Annotated in this window: 17 protein-coding genes and 2 pseudogenes; 10 read left to right on the top strand and 9 right to left on the bottom strand. The window is 69.1% G+C overall.

Features of this window, described 5'->3' with window-relative positions:
- Nucleotides 1-20 precede the first annotated feature (20 nt).
- On the bottom strand, nucleotides 21-347 hold the full coding sequence (locus ACLZN2_RS14950) for a hypothetical protein (protein ID WP_416978931.1): 327 nt from the start codon (nucleotides 345-347) through the stop codon (nucleotides 21-23).
- Between the two features lie 87 nt (nucleotides 348-434).
- Here ACLZN2_RS14950 and ACLZN2_RS14945 point away from each other — a divergent pair, with 87 nt between their 5' ends.
- Nucleotides 435-1,601: an IS630 family transposase gene (locus tag ACLZN2_RS14945; RefSeq protein ID WP_416978930.1), complete on the top strand. Its 1,167-nt coding sequence runs from the start codon at nucleotides 435-437 to the stop codon at nucleotides 1,599-1,601.
- 31 nt (nucleotides 1,602-1,632) lie between these two features.
- Here the strand turns inward: ACLZN2_RS14945 and ACLZN2_RS14940 are convergent, their stop codons facing one another.
- Complete coding sequence (locus ACLZN2_RS14940; RefSeq protein WP_416978929.1) at nucleotides 1,633-3,132, bottom strand: hypothetical protein; 1,500 nt, start codon at nucleotides 3,130-3,132, stop codon at nucleotides 1,633-1,635.
- 176 nt (nucleotides 3,133-3,308) lie between these two features.
- Nucleotides 3,309-3,797, bottom strand: coding sequence for a hypothetical protein (locus tag ACLZN2_RS14935; RefSeq protein ID WP_416978928.1), 489 nt, complete (start codon nucleotides 3,795-3,797; stop codon nucleotides 3,309-3,311).
- Nucleotides 3,798-4,283: 486 nt separating this feature from the next.
- On the opposite strand from ACLZN2_RS14935, the gene ACLZN2_RS14930 reads away from it, so the two are divergent.
- Genes ACLZN2_RS14930 through ACLZN2_RS14915 form a run of 4 tightly spaced genes read left to right on the top strand, consistent with a single transcriptional unit; the run spans nucleotide 4,284 to nucleotide 7,241 of the window.
- Nucleotides 4,284-5,369, top strand: coding sequence for a tyrosine-type recombinase/integrase (locus ACLZN2_RS14930; protein WP_416978927.1), 1,086 nt, complete (start codon nucleotides 4,284-4,286; stop codon nucleotides 5,367-5,369).
- Nucleotides 5,366-5,701, top strand: coding sequence for a helix-turn-helix domain-containing protein (locus tag ACLZN2_RS14925; RefSeq protein WP_099934877.1), 336 nt, complete (start codon nucleotides 5,366-5,368; stop codon nucleotides 5,699-5,701). Before ACLZN2_RS14930 ends, ACLZN2_RS14925 begins: the two co-directional genes overlap by 4 nt.
- The gene (locus tag ACLZN2_RS14920) at nucleotides 5,698-6,723 is read left to right on the top strand and encodes a hypothetical protein (protein WP_416978926.1); all 1,026 of its coding nucleotides are present in this window, start codon (nucleotides 5,698-5,700) and stop codon (nucleotides 6,721-6,723) included. The genes ACLZN2_RS14925 and ACLZN2_RS14920 overlap by 4 nt, the downstream gene beginning before the upstream one ends.
- Before the next feature lie 17 nt (nucleotides 6,724-6,740).
- A complete protein-coding gene (locus ACLZN2_RS14915) occupies nucleotides 6,741-7,241 on the top strand; it encodes a hypothetical protein (protein ID WP_416978925.1) in 501 nt (166 codons plus the stop codon).
- 37 nt (nucleotides 7,242-7,278) lie between these two features.
- On the opposite strand, the gene ACLZN2_RS14910 is transcribed toward ACLZN2_RS14915, so the two are convergent.
- Nucleotides 7,279-7,947 carry a hypothetical protein gene (locus ACLZN2_RS14910; protein WP_416978924.1) on the bottom strand — a complete coding sequence of 223 codons (669 nt, stop codon included), beginning with the start codon at nucleotides 7,945-7,947 and terminating at the stop codon, nucleotides 7,279-7,281.
- A gap of 102 nt (nucleotides 7,948-8,049) precedes the next feature.
- Nucleotides 8,050-8,328, bottom strand: a complete 279-nt coding sequence (locus ACLZN2_RS14905) for a DUF4158 domain-containing protein (RefSeq protein WP_217712302.1) — start codon at nucleotides 8,326-8,328, stop codon at nucleotides 8,050-8,052.
- A gap of 166 nt (nucleotides 8,329-8,494) precedes the next feature.
- On the opposite strand from ACLZN2_RS14905, the pseudogene ACLZN2_RS14900 reads away from it, so the two are divergent.
- Nucleotides 8,495-8,887 (top strand): annotated as a pseudogene (locus tag ACLZN2_RS14900) (IS5/IS1182 family transposase); the annotation flags it as partial.
- 5 nt (nucleotides 8,888-8,892) lie between these two features.
- Here ACLZN2_RS14900 and ACLZN2_RS14895 read toward each other — a convergent pair.
- From ACLZN2_RS14895 to ACLZN2_RS14885, 3 genes and pseudogenes are all read right to left on the bottom strand, one after another.
- A pseudogene (locus tag ACLZN2_RS14895) lies at nucleotides 8,893-10,024 on the bottom strand (DUF4158 domain-containing protein); the annotation flags it as partial.
- A 254-nt stretch (nucleotides 10,025-10,278) separates the two neighbouring features.
- Nucleotides 10,279-11,310, bottom strand: a complete 1,032-nt coding sequence (locus ACLZN2_RS14890) for a LacI family DNA-binding transcriptional regulator (RefSeq protein WP_416978923.1) — start codon at nucleotides 11,308-11,310, stop codon at nucleotides 10,279-10,281.
- Nucleotides 11,307-13,706, bottom strand: a complete 2,400-nt coding sequence (locus tag ACLZN2_RS14885; protein WP_416978922.1) for a glycoside hydrolase family 2 protein — start codon at nucleotides 13,704-13,706, stop codon at nucleotides 11,307-11,309. The genes ACLZN2_RS14890 and ACLZN2_RS14885 overlap by 4 nt, the downstream gene beginning before the upstream one ends.
- A gap of 282 nt (nucleotides 13,707-13,988) precedes the next feature.
- On the opposite strand from ACLZN2_RS14885, the gene ACLZN2_RS14880 reads away from it, so the two are divergent.
- The 4 genes from ACLZN2_RS14880 to ACLZN2_RS14865 all read left to right on the top strand — a co-directional run bounded on the left by ACLZN2_RS14880 (nucleotide 13,989) and on the right by ACLZN2_RS14865 (nucleotide 19,564).
- Nucleotides 13,989-15,308, top strand: a complete 1,320-nt coding sequence (locus ACLZN2_RS14880; RefSeq protein ID WP_416978921.1) for an ABC transporter substrate-binding protein — start codon at nucleotides 13,989-13,991, stop codon at nucleotides 15,306-15,308.
- Between the two features lie 88 nt (nucleotides 15,309-15,396).
- On the top strand, nucleotides 15,397-16,374 hold the full coding sequence (locus tag ACLZN2_RS14875) for a carbohydrate ABC transporter permease (RefSeq protein WP_416978920.1): 978 nt from the start codon (nucleotides 15,397-15,399) through the stop codon (nucleotides 16,372-16,374).
- Nucleotides 16,371-17,225, top strand: coding sequence for a carbohydrate ABC transporter permease (locus ACLZN2_RS14870; protein ID WP_416978919.1), 855 nt, complete (start codon nucleotides 16,371-16,373; stop codon nucleotides 17,223-17,225). The genes ACLZN2_RS14875 and ACLZN2_RS14870 overlap by 4 nt, the downstream gene beginning before the upstream one ends.
- A 323-nt stretch (nucleotides 17,226-17,548) precedes the next feature.
- Nucleotides 17,549-19,564, top strand: a complete 2,016-nt coding sequence (locus ACLZN2_RS14865; RefSeq protein WP_416978918.1) for a glycosyl hydrolase — start codon at nucleotides 17,549-17,551, stop codon at nucleotides 19,562-19,564.
- Between the two features lie 383 nt (nucleotides 19,565-19,947).
- Here ACLZN2_RS14865 and ACLZN2_RS14860 read toward each other — a convergent pair whose 3' ends face one another.
- Nucleotides 19,948-21,372 (bottom strand): MFS transporter, encoded by a 1,425-nt coding sequence (locus tag ACLZN2_RS14860; protein WP_416978917.1) that lies wholly within the window; start codon nucleotides 21,370-21,372, stop codon nucleotides 19,948-19,950.
- Between the last annotated feature and the right edge of the window lie 675 nt (nucleotides 21,373-22,047).

Raw genomic sequence — 22,047 nt, 5'->3', positions numbered from 1 at the left:
GTTCTGTGTCTGGCGTCTGCTCAGATGTCGGGGGCGGCGAGGTGGAGATGGCAGGCACAGTCGAGTGCGTCTGCGGGGGTGCCCGTGGTGCTGCCGCTGGGCAGCAGGGAGTCCTCGTAGTGGTCACCGCCGGCGTGGTAGAGGGCGAAGCCCCACCTGTCGACCGCGCCGGTGTAGCGCAGTCGCATCAGTTTGACCCGTTCGCCGTCGGCCAGTTCGGCCTCCACATAGGCGAAGGCTCCCCGGTGGCGGATGTGTAGCCGCTCCAGCTGCGGCCAGGCGGTGCGGGCGCGCTCACCGAGGCGCGCCTCCACCGAGAACCGGGTGTGTTCCGAAGGCGTGGGCATGTCGGTCATCCTGCCCGAGGGGCCGGTTGCCGGATGCGGCAGGCTTCGGCCTGTCATGATCCACTTCTGTCGATCGGCCTGCCTGCCTTGCCCGTTACCGCCGCCCGCCCGACAGTCCTGGGCGCCGCCGAGCGCGAGCGACCGAAGAAGATGGCCTACGGCCACAAGACCGAGCACCGGCTGCGGATGCGCGCGCAGGTCGTACTGCACGCCGCACGCGGACGCTCCAACGCGCGCATCGCCCGTGAGACGGGGCTGCATCTGGACACGGTCCGCTGCTGGCGCGGCCGGTTCGTCGAGCACGGTCCGGCCGGTCTGTCCGACCGCGAGCGGTCAGGGCGGCCTCCGTCGTTCACCGCGTTGCAGGTGGCCCAGGTGAAGGCCCTGGCCTGCCGGCTGCCAGCCGAGAGCGGCGTGCCGCTGGCGCGCCGGTCGTGCCCGGGACTGGCCCGTGAGGTCGTCGCCCAGGCGATCGCCTGCTGGGTCTCCGCCTCCACCGTGCGCCGCTGGCTCACCGACGACGCGCTCAAGCCCTGGCAGCACCAGTCCTGGATCTTCATCACCGACCCCGGCTTCTGGACCAAGGCCGAGCGGGTGCTCGGCTTGTACGCCCGCACCTGGCGAGGCGTCCGGCTCGGCGAGGACGAGTACGTCATCAGCGCGGACGAGAAGACCTCCATCCAGGCCCGCTGCCGCTGCCACCCCACCCTCGCCCCCGGTCAGGCCCGCGCGATGCGCGTCAACCACACCTACGGACGCGGCGGCGCCCTGGCCTGCCTCGCCGCCTACGACGTCCACGCCGCGAAAGTGTCCGGCCGCACCGAGCCACGCACCGGCATCGACCCGTTCATGAACCTGGTCGCCCAGGTCATGAGCACCGAGCCCTACGCCAGCGCGAAGCGCGTGTTCTGGATCGTGGACAACGGCTCCTCCCACCGCGGCAAGAAGGCCGCCGACCGCCTGGCCGCCGCCTTCCCCAACGCGGTGATGGTCCACACCCCCGTGCATGCTTCGTGGTTGAACCAGGTGGAGATCTACTTCTCCGTCGTGCAGCGCAAGGTCGTCTCACCCAACGACTTCACCGACCTCGCCCAGGTCGCCGACCGGCTTGGGGCCTTCGAAGACCGCTACAACGCCACAGCACAGCCGTTCCAGTGGAAGTTCACCACCTCCGACCTGGACGATCTGCTGGCCAGGCTCGACCGGCACACCACCGATCACCACGAAGAATCCTCCGCCGAGCCAGCTACATGATCAACCCCCGAAGGACTTACGGAGCCGACCGCTAAGGCACCAGGTTTCGCATCACCGCACCCGGCAGCGAAGCATTGCCCGCCGCCGCCTTCGCCACATGACCGTCATCGTCGGCGAGCAACTTCACGATCACCTGGGGCGGGAGGGCCGGATGGCCCGCGGCAATGGGCCTCGCCTGGCCGTCCGTCAGGCAGGCGAGCAGGGCCCGCGGGGTCGCGTGGGGGTGGGCGGCGATTTCGCGGAACGCCTCGTGCACCGACGGACGGTGGTGGGCGAGGTGTTCCAGGAGTGCCCCGGACGCGTCCGGGTTGGCCGCCACCGCCGCCAGGACCTGGACTCCGTGCCGGTCGACCATGGCCCGCAGTCGCGCCTCGGAGAGGCCGGGGTGCGGGGCGATGCTCTTGAGCACCTTCGCGTCGGGGTCGGTGGCGAGGGCGTCGCGTATCTCGGCGGGCAGGTCGCGGCGCAGGGCCACGAGCATCCGCACGGTCGAGTCGGTCGAGTGGGCCAGTTTCCCGACCTCGGCCGGGGACGCGGCCTCGACGCGGGGTAGCAGGGTGGGGCCGATTTTCTTGGTGGCGATGAAACGAACGAGGACGTCGAGGGGCACGTTGGGGTTGTGCGCGAGTCGGCGCCGTACGTCCTGGCATTCGTCCTCGGCCAGTACGCGCATTAGGGCGTCGTCGCCGGCCGGCTTCTCGGCGATGCAGGCCCGGATGCGCATGTCGGGGTCCGTGGCGAGCCGTCGGCTCACCTCCGGGGGCAGGTCGGGGTGCTCGGCGAGGGCCAAGCGCAGGTTCTCCGACGGGTGGTCGGCGAAGGGGATCGCGGCCTCGATGGGGGTGGCGGGGTTGCTCAGGGCCCCGTGACGTACGTCGTGCACGGCGGTCTCGTGCGTGCCGTCACAGACCTCGTACGACAGCACCTCGCAGCCGGTCTCCTCGACGCCGCAGACTGAGCACCGCTGTACGGGAGGCAGTCCCTTGTCGTCGAGGAGTGCCGCCAGTACGGCCGGTGGCGTTGCCTCGTTCCAGGCCGCGTACTTGCGGACCTCGGCGTTCGGATGCCCCGCGAGCCTCGTGGCCAGCGCCCGATCCGTCGTCCACAGGGCGAGTTCCCCCACCACCCGCACATCCGGACCGGCGGCGAGCGTCTCGACGACATCGGGCGGCAGGCCCACACACCGGGCCAGCCGCTGCCGACTCCAGGAATCCGGGTCCGCCACGAGGACCCGGCCCCACGCCGGATCGCCGCGCCCCTCGCCGAGCAGCGCGAGAGCGGTGTCCGGATCGGCTGCCGGATCGACGTCGGCGACGGTCAGCAGGCCCTCGCGCGCGAGCTGTGGGCCGCTCTCCGGGACGCGTGCGTACAGCGCGAGCGCCTGCGCGTGGGTGAGGTCGGGGCGTTCGGCGAGGTCATAGGTGAAGTCGGCGTCGGTGTCGGCGACCGCGAGTTCGATCAGACGGTCGACGAGTTCGGGCGGAAGGGAGGCGTTGGCGGCAAGCCCGCTCAGGACATCGGCATGCTTCACAGGGGCATTGTGACCACAACAGGCCCTGGCTTTCTGGCATTTATTGTCCCGTCGAATCGAAGCAGTGTGGCCTCAGACATCGGCCTCGGACATCGGCCTCGGACATCGGCCTCGGACATCGGCCTCAGACATCGGCCTCAGACATCGGCCTCAGACATGGGGCTCAGACATGGGGCTCAGACATGGGGCTCGGACTCGCGCAGAGACCCACCCGTCCGGGAACCGCCCCCGTCCTCCTCCGCCGCCGCCCGCGCGAGCTGCTCAGGTGTCCCCTCGGCCACCACCCGCCCTCCCCCGGCGCCGCCCATCGGCCCGAGGTCGATGATCCAGTCGGAGGCGCGCATGGCGTCGACGTTGTGCTCGATCGTGACGACCGAGTGGCCCGCGTCCACGAGGCGTTGGAGTACGTCGAGCAGGCGGGCGGTGTCGGCGGCGTGCAGGCCGGTGGTCGGTTCGTCGAGGAGGTAGAGGGTGCGGCCGGTCGCGCGGCGGCCCAACTCCTTTGCCAGCTTGAGGCGTTGGGCCTCGCCGCCGGAGATGGTGGTGGCGGGCTGGCCGAGCGGGAGATAGCCGTGGCCCACGTCCGAGAGCCGTTGCAGCCGGGCCGCGATCTGCCGTACGCCCCGGAAGACGGTCAGCGCCTCGTCCACCGTCGCGGCCAGCACCTCCGCGATGTCGTACCCGTTCGTAGCGCACCGCGAGGACCTCGCTCCGGAACCGGCGGCCCCGGCAGCCCGGACAGACGCACTCGACTGTGCCTGCCATCTCCACCTCGCCGCCCCCGACATCTGAGCAGACGCCAGACACAGAACTGCCTCCGACGTCAACCCCCGAAGGACTTACGGAGCCGACCACTTAGCGTTAATGGCTGTACCGATGGTCCAAGCGCCGCCAATTGCATCCGATGCGAACTCGCGACGGTTCGCGAATCGTCGTGGACGACGGTGCCAACCAGCACGCTGCCCATCGAAGTTAGCCCAATCTGCGGGTGGCGACGGTACGACGGACGTGAGGGCGCCGCCAGCTGGGGTCACTCGTCCGGCTGACTGACCTGGGGTTTGTCCACTGACTCGCATCAGATGCGGTTTTCTCGCATACGACGCGAGTGACGGAGGGTGGTGGACCGGTGGGGTTCAACGGGTCGATCCCAGGTGCGGCACGGCTGCACCTGGCTGCTGCGGCCGGAGGAACAGGTCTTCACCGCGATGCTGACCGGGTTCGCCAATCAGCAGCTCGCGCGGAATCTGGCCCGGACGACGGTGGAGGGCCGGGAGAACACGGTCAAGGCGTTCGCCGCGTACGTGAACACCTACCCGTGGCATTGGACGCCAGCGATGATCGACGAGTGGCTCGGTGACCTGCGCTCGCTGCTGGACCTGCGCCGTTCCACGATCCGTTCCTACTCGGAGGCGGTCCGGGCGTTCTGCCACTTCGTCACCGACCCGCTCTACGACTGGACGGCCACGTGCGAGGAGCGGTTCGGCACCCACCCGGTCCAGGTCGTGCACGAGTGGAACACCGCGGTGCACGTCCAGGACAACGAGGCCGACGCGAAGAAGCGGGCGTTCACCAAGGCCGAGCTGCACGCGTTCTTCGAGCACTGCGACGACGAGGTCGCCCGGATCAGGGCCTTCGGCCGCAAGGGATGGCTGCCGGCGTTCCGCGACGCCACCCTGTTCAAGACCGCCTACGCCTACGGGCTGCGGCGCAACGAGACGCGGATGCTCGACGCCGCCGACTTCGGCCGCAACCCGCACGGCACCGAGTACGGCGACTTCGGCCGCTGCCAGGTCCGGTTCGGCAAGGCCAAGAAGGGCTCGCCGCCCAAGCGCCGCGGCGTGCTGACCGTGTTCGACTGGACCCCCGATGTCCTGGACGAGTGGTTCACCGAGGTCCGCCCGCTGCTGGGCACCGACGGCAACCCGGCGGCCTGGCCGTCCGAGCGCGGGATGCGGATCGGCTGCCAGCGCATCAACTCCCGCTTCATCACCTACCGCAAGGCCCTGGGCCTGGACGACGGGCTGGACTACTACTCCTTCCGAAGGTCGTACGTCACCCACCTCGTCGAGGACGGTTGGGATCCCCGCTTCGTCCAGGAACAGGTCGGTCACGAGCACGCCAGCACCACGTCCATCTACACCTGCGTCTCCTCGGACTTCCGCACCCGCACCCTGCGCCGGCACCTGGACGCGACCGTCGCCGCCGCCCTCCAAGCCCAGAACGGGAAGCGGGCATGAAGCGCAAGGTCGGCTACACATGGCGGCTGCGCGAGGTGATGGCCCAGCATCGCATCTTCACCGCGACCGAACTGGTTCCGCTGCTGCGCGAACGCGGCATCGACCTGTCCGCCTCCCAGGTCCACCGCCTGGTCTCCGGAACCCCGGAGCGGCTGTCGCTGCAGGTCCTGTCCGCGCTCTGCGACATCCTCTCCTGCACCCCGGCCGACCTGGTGACCACCACCGCCGAGAACGCCGGCGTCCGCAAGACCGCCACCGGCGACCTGCCCACCCCACCTGCGAACGTCGCGAAGCTCCGGCCCCGTGCGGCCCGCATCCTGCCCGACGCATGAGCCGCCGCCCCTACGCCACCGACGAGCAGTACGAACGCTGGTTCATGGCCGAGTGCTGCCGCTGCGGCCGCCGCAGGCACAAGTCCGGCACCTGGCCGGACGGATACGTCTGCCGGACCTGCTCGGACGGCGCGGTGCGAACGCGAGGAACGTGCCCAGGATGCGGCCAGGACCGTGCTCTCCCCGGACATCACCCCGCCGACGGCTCCGCGATCTGTACGACCTGCGCCGGCTTCTCCCAGACCTTCGACTGCTCGCGCTGCGGCTTCGAGGGCAAACTGCTGGGTGGCCGACTCTGCGAGCGGTGCACGCTCACCGACCGGCTGACCACTCTCCTAGACGACGGCACGGGCCGCGTCCGCCAGACGCTCACGCCCTTGCTCGACATGCTGGTGGCGATGGACGAGCCCAGAAGCGGCCTGGCCTGGCTGGCGATGCGCCGCGGCCATCCCGGAAACGCCTCCCAGATTCTACGACGACTTGGACTCGGACAGTTACCTCTGACCCACGACGCCTTCCACGAACTCCAGCCCTGGCGGGCAGCAGCTCACCTGGAAGAACTCCTGATGGCCAGCGGCGTCCTGCCCGCCGTCGACAAGTACATCTGCTCCTTCCAGCGATGGCTGCCCGGCCACCTGGCCGACATCGCCGATCCCGAAGACGTCAAGACGATCAAGCTCTTCGCGACCTGGCACGTCCTTCCCCACCTACGGGGACGAGCCGACCGGAGCCCCATCACACCGAGCATCCGCCGCTTCGCAGCCGAGCAGATCAAGCACGCGACCACCTTCCTGCAGTGGCTCGGTACCCGGGACAGCACCCTCTCGTCCTGCGGCCAACTCGACATCGACGCCTGGTTCGCGGACAACACCGAAAACAGCCGCACCTGTCTGAGGCCCTTCCTCAACTGGGCCAGGAAGAGCCGCCGATGTCCACAGGCCCTGTCCATCCCCACCATGAAGATCTCCAGACGACCCGCGCTGAGCGAGGACGAGCGCCTGGCCGCACTCGGCGACTGCTGACCGACGCAGACACACCGATGCGCCTCCGTGTCGCCGGCCTCATCCTTCTCCTCTACGCGCAGCCCCTGACCCGGATCGTCCAGCTCACGGTCGACGACGTGCTCCACGACGGAGAGACCACGCTCCTGCGGCTCGGGGAGCCCGCCTCTCCCGTCCCCGAACCAGCGGCAGCCCTGCTACTGGCCTACCTCGCAGACCGCGACAACATGAACACCGCCACCAACCAGGTATCCCGCTGGCTCTTCCCCGGCCGCCGGGCCGGACGGCCGGCCCGTCCCGACCACATGTCCTCACGACTGCGGGAGATCGGCATCCCGGTCGCCGCCGCCCGCGGCGCCGCCATCCGACAACAACTCCTCGAACTACCCGCCCCCGTCGTCGCGGACGCCCTCGGCTACCACGACAAGACCACCAGCCGCCTCCTCAGAGAAAGCGGCGGGACCTGGAGCCGATACGCCGCTGGTGATCACAGCCGGTCACCAGCGGGCTGGGCTCCCAAGGGAATCCGCGATAGTTGAATACGCCAGCTCACCAGTACCAAGGCCGTCGTCCCGGTCAGCCGTGGAAGGAGACTTCGAGTTCGAATTTTCCTCCGAGGCCGTCGATACGGCTCCGGAAGAGGGCCCGGGTCATGTTGTCGTCGAAGAGCGTGACCTTCCAGACGTCCTCCTCCGAGGGGTGCGGAATCTCGACGAGGTGCTTGTAGTTGAGGAAGCCGTCGGGATTTCCGTGTTCGTCGAATCTCCTGGTCCCCAACTCGACCGACAGCGTCTGGATCGGCAATGTCACGTTGATGTTGACGATTTCTCCCTGGCCGATGTGCCCCTCCCAGACCGCCTCCCCGTCCACACGGAGGATGATCGATCGCTGACCGTGGCCCTCCATGGCCGGCGCGAACACGCTCTCGAACTTGATCTTCGTCATCACGCGCTCCACGTTCCGCTCGACGCCGCCCCCTCCGTTCACGTTCCCCCCGGTCATCCCTCCCGGCAACTCGCGATCCGCCTGCGACGCATCGCCCGCTTGCCTCCCGCAAGGCCTGCCCATCGTCGCGGCCTGGGGTGACGGGGCTCTGTCGGCGTCGGCCTTCGGCTTTCTCGGTGGGGCAGGAGTCGGGGCCCTTGTTGGTGCCGCCGTGGCGGTTCCGATGGTCCGGCGCTGGGCGCGTGCGTAGACCGTCCGCTCCCGCCGAATCTCTCGCAGCGAAGACTGAGCGATCCACACCGAATGTCCACCTCGCAGCGTGGCGGTCGTACCACCGCTTGACCATCGGTGAGAGCTGCCCGACAACGCGCCGCCCCGGGCCGCTAGGCCGGGCGGCCGGCATCACCGCGATGGTGCGGGGGCGTTGATCGGGGCATGCGAAATCTGATCCCCGCCGTCACCGCGCTGACGGCGGCCGTGGCCGTCCTCGCGGCCCCGACCACCGCCGGACAGGGCCTGCACCGCCCATCCCAACCTCGACGCCGGACGGCGCTTCGCCCGCGTCAGACCCAGAGCCTTGGTGTCCAGGCGGAAGAACTGTTCCAGCTCCCCGGGCGACGGCTCCGTGGCGAACCGCCTATAGCGGGCCTTTTGCTCAGCAGACAGGTACTCAACAGGCATGCCTACGCCCTCGGCTACCACCACGTCACCACAACTCGCCTTGCCTCGGAGGCTGGTGGGACCTGGAGCCGATACGCCTCCGGTGACCACACACGGTCACCGGCAGGGTGGGTTATGCGGGAAACTGGCGACACTTGAATAGGCGAGCCCACCAGTACCACGGCCGGGAAAGCACCGCCGGGCGCTGGACTCCACCGTGCTGGACGACGCGGTCGCCACCCAGGACACCGTCACCCAGATCATCGCCGCCGTCCGCGCGGCGATCCGCGAGGTCCCCGGCGCCGACGCGGTCGCCGCTGCGCAGTGCACCGCTCACGACTACACCGACCCGGGCAAGCCGAAGATCGCCTGGAACGACGAACAGGCCCGCGCCGAGCTCGTCGACGCACTGGTCACCGACGCGCTGCGGCTGCTGGGCCACCTGCCCGACCAGCAACTCGGCTGGCGCATCACCCGCGGCACCGCCCCTAGCCGGATGGTCTCCACCGTCGATCCTCCGTCCCGCCACGTCCCCAAGGCCCGCAGTAACCAGCGGGACGGCTTCAAGGCCCACCTGGCGTGGCGGGCGCTGGGGAGCGCGGCCAGGGGCGCGTTCCCCAGCGCGGCCACGTCCACATCGCAGCCAGTCTGCTCGACGAGCTCCAACTCCTCGATGACCACCTTCGAGACCCTGGCCGTGATCCGTGCCGCTCTCTCCCGTTGCGGCAGGGGCGAGAAGCCGCTGCTTGTCCGTGGAGCGCTTCGCGGTGCTGATCAGCCTCGTCGCCATCAGGATCTCGAACAGGTCCAGCGCGTCGTCGATCGCCTCGTCCTCCAGGTGGCGCATCACCGCGGTGAGCGTCGCGGTGCGCTTGGGCTCGGGCGTCCGCTCCAGCTTCGGCGCCTTGGTGCCCAGCCCGTAGCGGGCCAGCTAGGAGAGCCGGTTCGGCGGGACCTTGTCCGGCTTCACCCGCCCCAGCTGGAACGCGGCGATGTCGTCGATTCGCTGCGATGCGCCCTTCATCGCGGTGCCCGTCGTCCGCGTCGGCGGCCGGCGCATCCGCTCCAGCTCCGAATACCGCTTGCCCTCCGGCGTCTTCAGCGTGGCCACCAGGTCCCCGGTCAGCGCGGGGTCCGCCCACCGGGTCGCCTTGGCGACCGTGGCGTACAGCCGCTGCTCCGTGATTCCGCGGACCTCGGCGACCTGCCGGGCCAGCACCGAGGTACCCGGCAGCACCCGGTGTCGGCGCAACGAGCCCACGGCGTGGTCGAACAGTGCAGTGCCCTGGGCCCCTCCGCGTGTGCGGTCCGGGCCCGCCCGTGCAGGAACGCCCGGAACCTCCGCCCCTGGTCGTGGTCCTCGTACGGGTGGCAGCCGTACGCTCGCGGATCTCCCACGCGTGCTAGTGGACCGTCTGCCGACGGCCGGTGTACCGCTTCACACACGACGGTCCTCGATCCTCAACTGCTCGGCCAGGTGCTCCGCGACAGGCCACGGCACCTCAAGCGGGTCCTCACCCAGGAACAGACCCACATACCGCACTGTGCACATCTGCAGCGCGCACCCGAGCCGGTGGTGCGGCGTACGCCGCAGCGCGATCACATCGCGGTCCACGTCATCCAGGAAGAGAAACCGCTCCAGTTCGGGCCTCGTCGGCTCCTCGGCGAACTTCCCGTACGCCTCAGCCTGCTCATGAGCTGAAAACTCCACCGGCATACGGCGGACGTAACCACCCGGAGCGAGTGACCGAGGATCTTTCAGTGAACGCCCGCACGCGACGGATCAGTTGTGCTCAAAGATCACGGCGATTCGGCCAAGATCAATCTCACCGATACCGGCTGTTCCGTTGGTCCCCAAGGCCGGACCTGGCCGCTTTCCGAAGCGGCGCCGGGCACGGGCGGGGCCGGGTGCCGGCGCTGCCTCGGTGTGGTCGGCCCCGGCCCCGGAGACTTCCACCGCAGGCCGCGGTTCTACCGCGGCGGTGGTGCCGTGGAGCCGCGTGGGGTGAGCGAGGGGGTGGCGACCTGGTGGGACTCGGGTTCCTTGTCGGCGATGACCGCGAACAGGGTCCGGGCCACGTCGGCGCCGAACCCGTGCACGTCGTGGCTCATCGCGGACAGCGGTGGATGGGTCAGCCGGCACAGCTGGGAGTCGTCCCAGGCGAGCAGCGAGAGGTCACGCGGCACCGCGACGCCCAGTTCCGCTGCGACGGCGGCTCCCGCGACGGCCATGATGTCGTTGTCGTAGAGGATGGCCGTCGGACGGTCGGTCATGAGCAGCAGCGAACGGGTGGCGCGCGCTCCTTCCTCGCCCTCGTAGCCCGTGGCGATCTGGAGGTCGTCGGCGAGGCCCAGGTCCCGCGTGGCCTCGGCGAACGCCTTCGCGCGGATGGCGCTGTGGCCGAGCCCGGTGGGTCCGCCGACCCGGGCGATGCGGCGATGGCCGAGCGCCGCCAGATACCGTACGGCCTCGGTGGCGGCGGTGGCGTCGTCCGTCCACACCGAGGTGAATCCGCCTGTCAGCGACGGGTGACCGACCGCCACCGCGGGCAGCCCGACGGCGCGCAGTGCCGGGAGGCGAGGGTCGTTCTCGCGGAAGTCGACGAGGATGGACCCGCTGATCTGCCTGCCCCGCCACCATCTCTGCTGCAGTGCGATCTCCTCGTCCACGTCCCGCACCAGGTGCAGCAGGAGCGAGCAGGACCGCTCGACCAGCACGCTTTCGACCCCGGAGATGAACTCCATGTAGAAGGGCTCGAGGCCGAGCAGTCGGGCCGGTCGGCAGATCGCCAGCCCGATGGTGTCCACTTCGGCGCCGGAGGACAGGCTGCGGGCCCGTACGTCGGGTGTCCATCCCAGTTCCCGGGCCGCCTGGAAGATGCGGTCCCGGGTGGTGACGGACAGCCCGGGCCTGCCGTTGAACGCGAGCGACACCGCGCCCTTCGACACACCGGCCAGGGCGGCGACGTCCTTGATGGTGACGCGTTGCGTGGGTGCGCTCACGACGGTTCCACACAGAAGATCGCCGCACGGGCCTGTTCTGCGTCGGGCCCGGCCCAGCCGCCGATGCGGATTCTGCTCTCTTCGCCGGGGAGCAGGGTGACGAGGCCGGTGTCGGACACGGCGTCGGGGGTGAGCCGGTCAGGTTGCAGGAGGAGGTCCCTGACCAGGGTGTGTGCGCTGACCACGACGTCGACTGTATCGGCAGCACCGGGCACGGACTCCACCCGTACGTCGAAATCCGGGCGCACATAGGGGAACTCACGATCCGGTACGGGGAAGTGCACCGCGCGCAGCCCGTCCGCGTCCGCGACCAGGAACTCCCCGTCCAGCCCGAGCAGGTCCGCGGGCAGCGGCGTCCGTACCGCGTCACGAGCGCCCACCTCCACGGTGAGCGGCACCCGGGCCGTCACCGTCCCGTCGGCGGCTGCCCTGCGTACGGTGACCTCGGCCCGCCAGGGGACGGCCGCCTGGTTGACCAGGCACAGCGCGACACCGTCCGCGGCGGGCTGGAGGGTGAGCAGCCGGTCGGCGTACAGGCGGCGCAGCTCGTGGTAGAGCGGCTTGAGCCGTCCGTCGCCGTCGACGGCCGCCCAGGAGCTGACCGGCCAGCAGTCGTTCAGCTGCCAGACGACAGTGCCGGCGCAGCGCGGCCAGTGGGAGCGCCAGTGCTCGATGCCGGCGGCGACGGCCCGGGCCTGGACGAGCTGGGTCAGGTAGTGCCAGCGGTCGAAACCGGCCCCGGTGCCCTTCGGGGGAGCGAAGTGGCGGGCCACGCCTCGGTCGAGTTTGCCGTTGCCGTCCTCGGCCTTCTGGTGGTGGAGCATGCCGGGCGAGTCGGGGGCGAGGTCCTCGCCGGGCAGGGCACGCCGCAGGGTGGCCAGGGCGGGCGGCGCCTGCCAGCCGAACTCGGCGACGAAGCGCGGCACGCTGTCGCGGTACTCCGCGTAGTCCCTCCGGTTCCACACCTCCCATGAGTGGTGGGTGCCGTGCGCCGGGTCGTTGGGGTGATGGTCCCAGGAACCGGACCAGGGGCTGCCCGCCGTGTACGGCCGGGTCGGATCCAACTCGGCGACGACCCGCGGCAGCAGCTCCAGGTAGTACCCCCCGCCCCAGGAGTCACCGGCCAGCGCGGGCTCCCAGCCCCAGTCCCTGAAGCCCCACAGGTTCTCGTTGTTGCCGTTCCACAGCACCAGCGAGGGGTGCGGCATCAGCCGTACGACGTTCTCCCGGGCCTCGGCCTCCACCTCGCCGCGCAGGGGCTGCTCCTCGGGGTAGGCGGAGCAGGCGAACAGGAAGTCCTGCCAGACCATGAGCCCGAGTTCGTCGCACACGTCGTAGAAGGCGTCGTCCTCGTAGATGCCGCCGCCCCAGACGCGCACGAGGTCGACGTTGGCGTCCGCGGCCTGGATGAGGCGGTGCCGGTAGCGCTCCGGGGTGATGCGGGAGGGCAGGACGTCGTCGGGGATCCAGTTCACGCCGCGCGCGAAGAGGCGTACGCCGTTGACGACCAGGGTGAAGCCGGTGCCGTACTCGTCGGGGGTGCGGTCCAGTTCGATGGTGCGGAAGCCGATGCGCCGCCGCCAGGTGTCCAGTGTGTCGTCGCCGTCGGCGAGGGTGACCGTCAGGTCGTACAGCGACTGCTTCCCGTATCCGCGCGGCCACCACAGCTCCGGCTCGGGAACGTCCAGCAGGAGCAGGGCGTGTCCGTCCGTGAAGGTGACCTCGGTGTCCGTCCCGGCCACCGACGCCCGCGCGGTCAGGAGACGTCCGGTGCCGCCGCTGGTGCGTTCCACCGTGAGGTGGATCTCGACACGGCCCTGTGCCCCGGTGACCGTGACGACGGGCCGGGCCTGGGCGATCCGCGCGGTCGACCAGTGCTCCAGACGCGCGGGCCGCCAGATCCCGGCGGTGACGACGGTGGGGCCCCAGTCCCAGCCGAAGCTGCACGCCATCTTGCGGATGTACTGGGAGGGCTCGGGATAGACGTTCGGCCGGTCGCCGACCGCCTTGCGTACGGCCTCCGCCTCCTCGCGGGCCGGAGTGAAGCGCACCTGGAGTTCTCCGGCCCGGCCGGTGACGTCGAACCGGTGGGTGCGATGCATGTTGCGGGTCCGGCCGAGCACCTTCCCGTCGAGGGTGATCTCGGCCGCGGTGTCGAGGCCGTCGAAGACCAGGTCCGTGTGCTCGTGCGCGGTGTGGGCCGTGAGGCGGGCGGTGTAGGCCCAGGCCTGGTCGCCGACCCAGGCGATCTCGTGCTCGTTGGTGCCGATGAAAGGGTCGGAGATGATCCCCGCGGCCAGAAGGTCGGTGTGCACGCAGCCCGGTACCCGGGCGGGCAGCACCGTGTCCTCGTGGCGCAGCCCCCACCCGTCGCTGAGCAGGGTGACGTCCTTCATGTGCGGCTCCCCTCACGTGAGGCAAGGTCGGTTCCGGTGACGGCCCAGCCAACCTAGCTGCCCGTTCCAGGGATGTCCATAAACCGGTCTAGTCCTCGCTGATTTGGTGCTGTTCGGTTGGTTCCTCCTCTTTCTCCTGGTGAGATGGCTACTCCGTGAAGCGCAAGGTAACGATTTGATATCGCGGTCGAACCGACAGCTTTACCGGTTCAATCCTGCGGTGCCATAGTGCCGACAGCCCAAAGGCGGGCCTGAGCCGCAAATCTGGAAGGAGCTGCGCATATGGGGAGGAAGAAGCTCGCCGTCGCCGCACTGATCGCCGTCACGGCGCTCACGGCGACGGGATGCACGGGGGCGGCGGCGACGAAGGGGGAGTCCGCCGCCGCCGCGAAGGACCCGGAAAGTGTGTCCGGCACCATCACGGTTCTGACGCACCGCACGGACCTCGTCCAGAACGGCACGATGAAAAAGTACGCGGCCGCCTTCAACAAGGCCTATCCCAAGGTGACGGTGAAGTTCGAGGGCGTCACCGACTACGAGGGCGAGGTCAAGATCCGCATGAACACCAAGAACTACGGTGACGTGCTGATGATCCCGAACGCGATCGCCAAGAAGGACTACCCCTCGTTCTTCGCCTCGCTGGGCACGACCGCCGAACTGAGCCAGAAGTACCGTTTCACCGGTAACGCGACCGTCGGTGGCAAGGTGTACGGCCTCGCCACCGTGGGCAACGCAAACGGGTTCGTCTACAACAAGGCGGTCTGGAAGAAGGCCGGCATCACCGTCTGGCCCACCAGCCCGCAGGAGTTCCTGACCGACCTCAAGGCCGTCAAGGCCAAGACGAGCGCGGTGCCGTACTACACGAACTTCAAGGACATGTGGCCGCTGACGGCCGGCACCGCGAGCATCGGCTCGGTCAGCTGCGACGCGCGGGCCAACGACAAGCTGGCGACCTCCACCGCCCCCTGGGCCGCGGGCAGCGACCTCAACGTCATCGACACCCTGCTCTACGACGTCGTACACGACGAGCTCGTCGAGAAGGACCCCACCACCACCAACTGGGAGAACTCCAAGGGGATGATCGCCCGGGGGCAGATCGCCACCATGCAGCTCGGCTCCTGGGCCATCAGCCAGATGCAGAACGCGGCCGAGACCGCCGGAACGAATCCCGACGACATCGGGTTCATGCCGTTCCCGGCGCAGAAGAACGGCAAGTTCTGCGCCATCACGTCGTCCGACTACCAGCAGGCGGTGAGCATCCACTCGACGCACAAGGCCGCCGCGCGGGCGTGGGTCGACTGGTTCACCGAGAAGTCCGGCTTCGCCCAGAACGAGGGCTCGATCCCGACGCTCAAGTCGGGCGCCCTGCCGGACACCCTGAAGCCCTTCGAAGACAACGGTGTCACTCTCCTCGAACAGTCCCAGGCCAACAGCGCCCAGGTCAACGCCATCGACAACGCCGCCGAGATCGGCCTGGCCAAGCCCGACTACCGGCAGAAGCTGGTCGACATGGCCCGCGGCGTCCAGAGCGGCAGCCTGAAGGGCTACTTCGCCGAACTCGACAAGAAGTGGAGCGAGGCGGAGAAGACCGCGGGCTCCTGACGGAGCGCGGCGTGCGGGCCCGGCCAAAGTCTCCCCGTTTCCGGGTCCAGCCCGCCGACCGCATCCAGCGGACGACCGAAAGGCCGACATGACCCCCACCACACAGACGCCCACCGCACGCGTGGGCGAGGAGAGCACCGTCGCCCGCGCGTCCGGCGGCAGGGCCCGCCGGACGGCGACGAGGAGTCCCCGGCGCGGACGCGGCCCACTGAGCAGGGCCACCCCCTGGCTGTTCCTGCTGGCCCCGCTGGTCCTGCTGATCACGTTCACCTACGTGCCCGTGGCCAACATGATCTACTACAGCTTCACCGACTGGGACGGCGTCAGCCCGGAGATCCACCTCGTCGGCGCCGGGAACTACACCGAGCTGTTCACCCGGCCGGAACTGTTCCGGGTGTTCCTGGTCAGCTTCTACTACCTGGCCGCCTCCGCCGTACAGATCGTCATCGCCCTGTACTTCGCGACCGTCCTCAGCTTCGACCTGCGCCTGCGCAACCTCTTCAAGGGAATCCTGTTCTTCCCGTATCTCATCAACGGCGTCGCCATCGGCTTCGTCTTCCTGTACTTCTTCCAGGACGGCGGCACCCTCGACTCGGTGCTGTCGTGGTTCGGCGCGGGCAGCGACCACGCATGGCTCTCCACACCTACCTCCGCGAACGTCTCCCTGGCAGGCGTGTCCGTGTGGCGTTTCACTGGACTGAACTTCGTGCTCTTCCTGGGCGCGATCCAGTCCATCCCCGGCGAACTGTACGAGGCGGCCGAACTCGACGGCGCCACGCGGTGGCACCAGTTCCGGTACCTCATCGCGCCGAGCATCAAGCCCGTGATCAGCCTCAGCGTGATCCTCGCCGTGTCCGGGTCCCTTTCGGTCTTCGAGATCCCCTACATCATGACCGGCGGCGCCACCGGCACCACCACCTTCGTCATCCAGACGGTGAAGCTCGCGTTCCAGTTCAACAAGACGGGCCTGGCCTCCGCCGCGGCGGTCGTCCTGCTCCTGATCATCCTCGTGATCACCTGGATCCAGCGCCGCCTCGTGCCCGACGAGAAGGTAGACCTCGTATGACCACCAACGCCGTGGACGGCCGGCGCCCCCGGGGCATCGGCTCGTTCCTCATCTATCTGTCCCTGGCCGCCGCGTCGCTGGTGGTCCTGGTGCCCCTGGTCGTCGTCTTCCTCACCTCACTCAAGACGTCGAAGGAGGTGACGGACGGGGGAGGCGCCTTCCGTCTGCCCCATGACTGGCTCAACTGGTCCAACTACGCCACCGCGTTCAGCGACGGCCACATGCTCACGGCGTTCGGGAACACCGCGTTCATCCTGCTGTTCTCCATCACCGGCACCGTGATCATCGGCTCGATGACGGCGTACGCCATCGACCGGTTCACCTTCCGCGGCCGGAAACTGGTCGTGGGCCTGTTCCTGGTCGCCACCCTGGTGCCGGGCGTGACCACGCAGGTGGCCACCTTCCAGGTGGTCAACAGCTTCGGTCTCTTCGACACCCGGTGGGCGCCGATCCTGCTGTACATGGGCACCGACATCGTGTCCATCTACATCTTCCTGCAGTTCATCCGCTCCATCCCCGTCTCCCTCGACGAGGCCGCCCGGCTCGACGGCGCGAACGCGCTCACCGTCTACTGGCGGATCATCTTCCCGCTGCTCAAACCGGCGATCGCCACCGTCGTCATCATCAAGGGCATCACCGTCTACAACGACTTCTACATCCCCTTTCTCTACATGCCCTCCGAGAACCTGGGCACCATCTCCACGGCCCTGTTCCGCTTCAAGGGCCCCTTCGGCGCCCACTGGGAGGCCATCTCGGCCGGTGCGATCCTCGTCATCGTGCCCACGCTCGTCGTCTTTCTCTTCCTCCAGCGCTACATCTACAACGGGTTCGCACGGGGCGCCACGAAGTGAACGGGCGGGCAGGGTCGGCGGCGACGGGTCTGCCGCCGACACCGCCGACCGTGCCGGAAGCAGCTCCAGGAGAGAACGCGCGACCGTGCCCGCCTGACCGGTTCACGGTGACGTGAACGCGCTCCCGCCCTGTGCCGTGGCGGTCGTGCAGCCGCCTCGGCACACGCCGACGGGACCGGCTCCATCTCCACGACGCTGCCGCGCAGCCCACGGCCGCCCCGATGCCCGGTGCACGTCGGCCGGGACAGCGAGGGCCGTTCACCCACTCCACCGCAATGAGTCATTTCCCCTGAGCAGGGCTACCCACGTCAAAGGAGACGTCCATGCCCAACCCACGCCTGAACCGTCGCGCGTTCGTCCTCCTCGGCGCCTCGGTCGCCGTCGCAGCGGGTTCGCAGATGTCGAAGGCCGTCGCCTCACCGTCGCCCTCCACGTCCGCCGGCGTGCCGATGCGTGTCCGGCTCGTCGACGACAGGGCGAACCCCGCCACCCGTTCCCTGTTCGCCTTTCTGAAGCGCCAACAGGGCAAGGGCGTCCTCTTCGGCCATCAGCACGATCTCACCTACGGTTTCACCTTCGGCACTCCGAACGGCAGGGCGTCCGACACCGAGGCGGCGGTGGGTGACCATCCCGCGGTCTTCGGCTGGGACACCCTCATCCTCGACGGCGGTGAGCGTCCCGGCGTCGAGGGCGGAACCCACACCGAGAACATCGCCGCGCTCAGCCGGGTCATCAGGCAGGGCGATGCCCGCGGCGGCATCAACACGCTCAGCGCACACATGCCGAACTTCGTCACTGGCGGGAACTTCAACGACACGGCGGGCCGAGTGGTCGGCCGGATCCTTCCCGGCGGCGCGCAGCACGCGCAGTTCACCGCCTTCCTCGACCGCATCGCCAAGGCGGTCAAGGGCGCGCGTCGATCCGACGGCACCGAGATCCCGGTGATCTTCCGTCCCTTCCACGAGAACAACGGCGGCTGGTTCTGGTGGGGCGCGGGCCACACCACCTCGGCGGAGTACATCGAGCTGTACCGCTACACCGTCGAGTACCTGCGCGACACCAAAGGCGTTCACAACCTGCTCTACGCCTACTCGCCCAACCAGAGTTTCGGAGGCGACCCGACCGGCTATCTCAGGACCTACCCCGGCGACCGGTTCGTCGACATCCTCGGCTACGACGCCTACGACGATTCGGCCGGCTCGGCCACCTGGCTGAACGGCCTGGTGAAGGACCTGGCCATGGTGGTTCGGCTGGCGAACGAGCGGGGCAAGGCACCGGCCCTCAGCGAGTTCGGGGAGAGCGGCACCGAGGGACGCGACGTGAAGTGGTTCACCCGGTTGCTGGCCGCCGTCAAGGCGGACCCGCTGGCCCGTCAGGCGACGTACATGCTCACCTGGGCCAACTTCGGAGGCACCAACCGCGCCTATGTGCCCTACCCGGGCCATCCGCTGTGGGCGGACTTCGTGTCGTACTACAAGGACCCGTACACCGTCTTCGCCGACGATCTGCGGGGGGTGTTCTCCACACACGCCACCGCCGTCAGGAACGACCCGTTCCTGCACCTGGTGATCCCCACGGACCGGCAGCGCGTGACGGCATCCAGGACCACCGTGCGGGTGCGGGTCACACCCGCGCGGGCGAGCCGGGTCACCTGGGCCGTGAACGGCGGACGCCCCAGACCGCTGCGCCTCGACGCCGACGGCTTCTACTCGGGCGTCTGGTCGGTCGACCCGGCCTGGCTGGACAACCGCAAAGCGGACGTCACGGTGAGCGCGCGGGTGGACGGCAGGACGCTCACCGACTCGGCCGTGGTGCTCCTCGGCGAGGTCGCACCCCTGCCCAACGGGTGGGTGGACGACTTCGAGGGCTACGCCGGGGACGACGTCAGCCTGAGCGAGGCCTACAGCCACGTCAACTCCAACGTCACCACCCTGTCCAGCGAGCACAGGGCCGCGGGCTCCTACGGGCTGGCCTACGCCTACGACTTCACCAGCGCCGAGTACACCGGCATCGGCAAGTCCGTCGACGCCGACTGGTCCGCCTTCACATCCATGGCACTGTGGCTCCAGGGCGACGGATCCGGAAACGGCGCGACGCTCCAGATCGTTGCGGACGGCGCCTATTTCGAGTACGGGGTTCCGCTGTCCGGCACCACTGGGCAGCGGGTCCAGGCACTCTTCAGCGACTTCAGGCCCGCCCCCTGGGATACCGCACACGCCGACGCCCTGCTCGACGCGGCTCATCTCGCCAAGGTGACGGCGTTCAACCTGTACCTCGGACACGGCACCAGCGGGGCCGTCAAGGGCGTCGTGTACGTGGATGACATCAGGGCCGTATGACAGCTGAGGGGACCGGCACAGGTCCGTGCGGGCGGGGTGGTGCCCCTGGTCCGGGGAATTCGGCCCGCCCTCGGCCGCTCCGGGGCGTTGACAATGTTCCGTCGCCCGGTGACCGCACGGTCGTATAGAACGGAACGGAGGGGAGCGCGCACGCGACTCGCGGCCGCTGAGCCGGGCCGGGCTTGTCCCTGTCCCTCCTGGTCTCCGCTGGCGTGGAGCCGTCACCGGTGCGGCCGGATGGGGTTACCGGCCGACGAGACCAATCTCCGCGCGGGCGTGGGCAACCGCACGGAGAGGGTCCGTACTTGGTGAGAAACGTCCGCCCGCGCGACCCGTCCGGGCACTGTCGAGGGCCGGTCCGGCTCATCGGCTATGGGGGAGACCTACACAGGGGTGCGGGTAACCGTTTCTTCTTCGCTGCCGGCCGGCGCGTCCGTCGGCAGTCCGGGTGTGACGCTCTCGAGAGCCGTCCCGTTCGTGTTGCGGGTCATCGCAAGCGGGATCAGCAGCACGAGCAGGAAACCGCCGAAGGCGAACCACGCTCCCGAGAACCCGACGGCGCTGAACGCCGCCACGGCGATGTAGGGACCAGCCACCCCACCGAGGTCGCCGAGCGCGGAGGACACCGAGGCGCCGCGGTTGCGGATTCTGGTCGGGAAGTGCTCGGCGGTGATCAGGTTCAGGAGGGGAGTGCTGAAGCCGATCACCATTCCCATGGCCACCCAGGCCACAACGATCAACGCGGTGGTCGGGAAGATCCCCATGAGGATGATCAGCACCGCGCTGGTCGCTGTCAGGGCCGCCAGCGAGTGTTTGCGGGGGAACATGTCGGTGACGGCGAACGCCAGCAGCGCGCCGATGACGACACCCACGCTCAGGCCGATGGAGAGCGCGATGCTCTGGGCGATGTCGAAGCCGCGTCGGGTCAGCAGCTCGACGCCGAGTCCGAGTACGGACTTCACCGGAACCTGGAAGCCGAACCAGATCAGGGCGAAGAGGATCGTCCAGCGCAGGTTGGGGGCCTGGAACAGTTTCCGGGTCTGGCCGCCCTCCTTGGTGTCCGGGGCGGCGACGGGCCGTGCGGTCTGTCGAGTGTCGACCGGCGGCAGTTCGCCCGGAATCCGGCTGCGTACGTGGTCCTCCGCCCTGCGGACGATCTTCTCCGCCTCGTCGGCACGGCCATGAGTGACGAGCCAGCGTGGCGACTCCGGCATCACGCGGTATCCGGCCAGGTAGATCACGGCTGCCAGGGCCGGGATCACCAGCATGATCCGCCAGCCGGCGTCGAATGCGGGCACCACGGCGAGGCCGATGAACGGCACGCTGGCCAGTCCGGCCATTCCGGGGATGACGGCTGTGGCCACGTGGCGGCCGCGTCGGGCGGCGGGGGAGAGCTCGCTGAGGTAGGAGCCGATGGTGATCGCGGCCGCCGCGGAGCCCATGTTGGCGAGGAAGCGCGCGCCGGTGAACACCGTCAGGGACGGGGCGAACGCGCTGAGCAGTGAGCCGGCTCCGCAGAGCATGACCCCGCAGAACAGGGCGGCGCGACGGCCCTTGCGGTCGGACAGGTAGCCACTGCTGAGCGTGCCGAGCAGGGTGCCCCACAGACCCAGGCTGATCACCCGGGCGCCGTCACCGAGCGAGGCGTTGAACTGGTCCAGTGCGCCCGGGAGCGCGATGCCGATGTTGACACCCTCGAAGTAGGCGAAGAAGAACCCGGCGCCCAGCATGAACAGCAGGGACTTCGGGTGAGGCCAGATGGGCAGGCGATCCAGTCTCGCCCCGACCTCGGACTCGGTGATGGCCACTGTCGATCTCCCTATGTCGTCACTGTTTCATGCAGTTTTCGCTTGGCGAAATTTATTCGGAGATTAGTGACGGTGATACGGCCCGTCAAGGGTGCGCAGGCGGGAAGCGGGCCCTCGGCTTCCGGGGCCAGGGGCTCCGTCACCCGGCGGCGTCGCGACCCGGGACGGGCGGTCCGGCCACTCGGTCTCAGTGAGCGGTGTGCAAGCTGAAGGAGCTGGTCACGAGGCTGGTGTGAAGGGAGAGGCGGGTATTCGTGCCGGTCGGCGGCCGATGACCATGGTGTGGATCGTCGGGCAGGTCCGGCTCCGGCGGATACCGGGTTCGGCTGCGCCCACGACCGGCCCGCGAGCAGGTCCGTTGGCAGGTCGGCGTGCCGTGTGATCGCGGGCTGGGCCCGGGGGGGGCGGGAGTGACAGGGGTGGCCGCTCGTCGGTGCGAACTGGACGCCCTCGCCGAGCAGTTGGGCAAGCAGCTTCAGGAGGTTCAGGTCGAGCGGGATGAAATGGCAATCGCGGAGCGGGCTTTGAAGCGCCTGGCCGAGAATGCGCGGGCTGTCGCTCCGGTGTCGGCGAAGGCGTCCGGGCGGGCGGTCCTGCTCATCGCGCACCACGGTGATGCAGCTGGTGCGAGGGGACGACGGCCCTGTCCACAAGGCCCGCCTGGCGTCGTCGAGC

The organism is Streptomyces sp. T028 (assembly GCF_048159505.1).
Lineage (GTDB): Bacteria > Actinomycetota > Actinomycetes > Streptomycetales > Streptomycetaceae > Streptomyces.
This window is presented reverse-complemented; position numbering and strand designations above follow the sequence as displayed.

Coding starts and splice junctions, on each gene's coding strand:
- ACLZN2_RS14950 (WP_416978931.1), bottom strand. CDS start 347: ATGCCCACGCCTTCGGAACACACCCGGTTCTCGGTGGAGGCGCGCCTC.
- ACLZN2_RS14925 (WP_099934877.1), top strand. CDS start 5,366: ATGAAGCGCAAGGTCGGCTACACATGGCGGCTGCGCGAGGTGATGGCC.
- ACLZN2_RS14920 (WP_416978926.1), top strand. CDS start 5,698: ATGAGCCGCCGCCCCTACGCCACCGACGAGCAGTACGAACGCTGGTTC.
- ACLZN2_RS14915 (WP_416978925.1), top strand. CDS start 6,741: ATGCGCCTCCGTGTCGCCGGCCTCATCCTTCTCCTCTACGCGCAGCCC.
- ACLZN2_RS14905 (WP_217712302.1), bottom strand. CDS start 8,328: ATGCCTGTTGAGTACCTGTCTGCTGAGCAAAAGGCCCGCTATAGGCGG.
- ACLZN2_RS14885 (WP_416978922.1), bottom strand. CDS start 13,706: ATGAAGGACGTCACCCTGCTCAGCGACGGGTGGGGGCTGCGCCACGAG.
- ACLZN2_RS14880 (WP_416978921.1), top strand. CDS start 13,989: ATGGGGAGGAAGAAGCTCGCCGTCGCCGCACTGATCGCCGTCACGGCG.
- ACLZN2_RS14875 (WP_416978920.1), top strand. CDS start 15,397: ATGACCCCCACCACACAGACGCCCACCGCACGCGTGGGCGAGGAGAGC.
- ACLZN2_RS14870 (WP_416978919.1), top strand. CDS start 16,371: ATGACCACCAACGCCGTGGACGGCCGGCGCCCCCGGGGCATCGGCTCG.
- ACLZN2_RS14865 (WP_416978918.1), top strand. CDS start 17,549: ATGCCCAACCCACGCCTGAACCGTCGCGCGTTCGTCCTCCTCGGCGCC.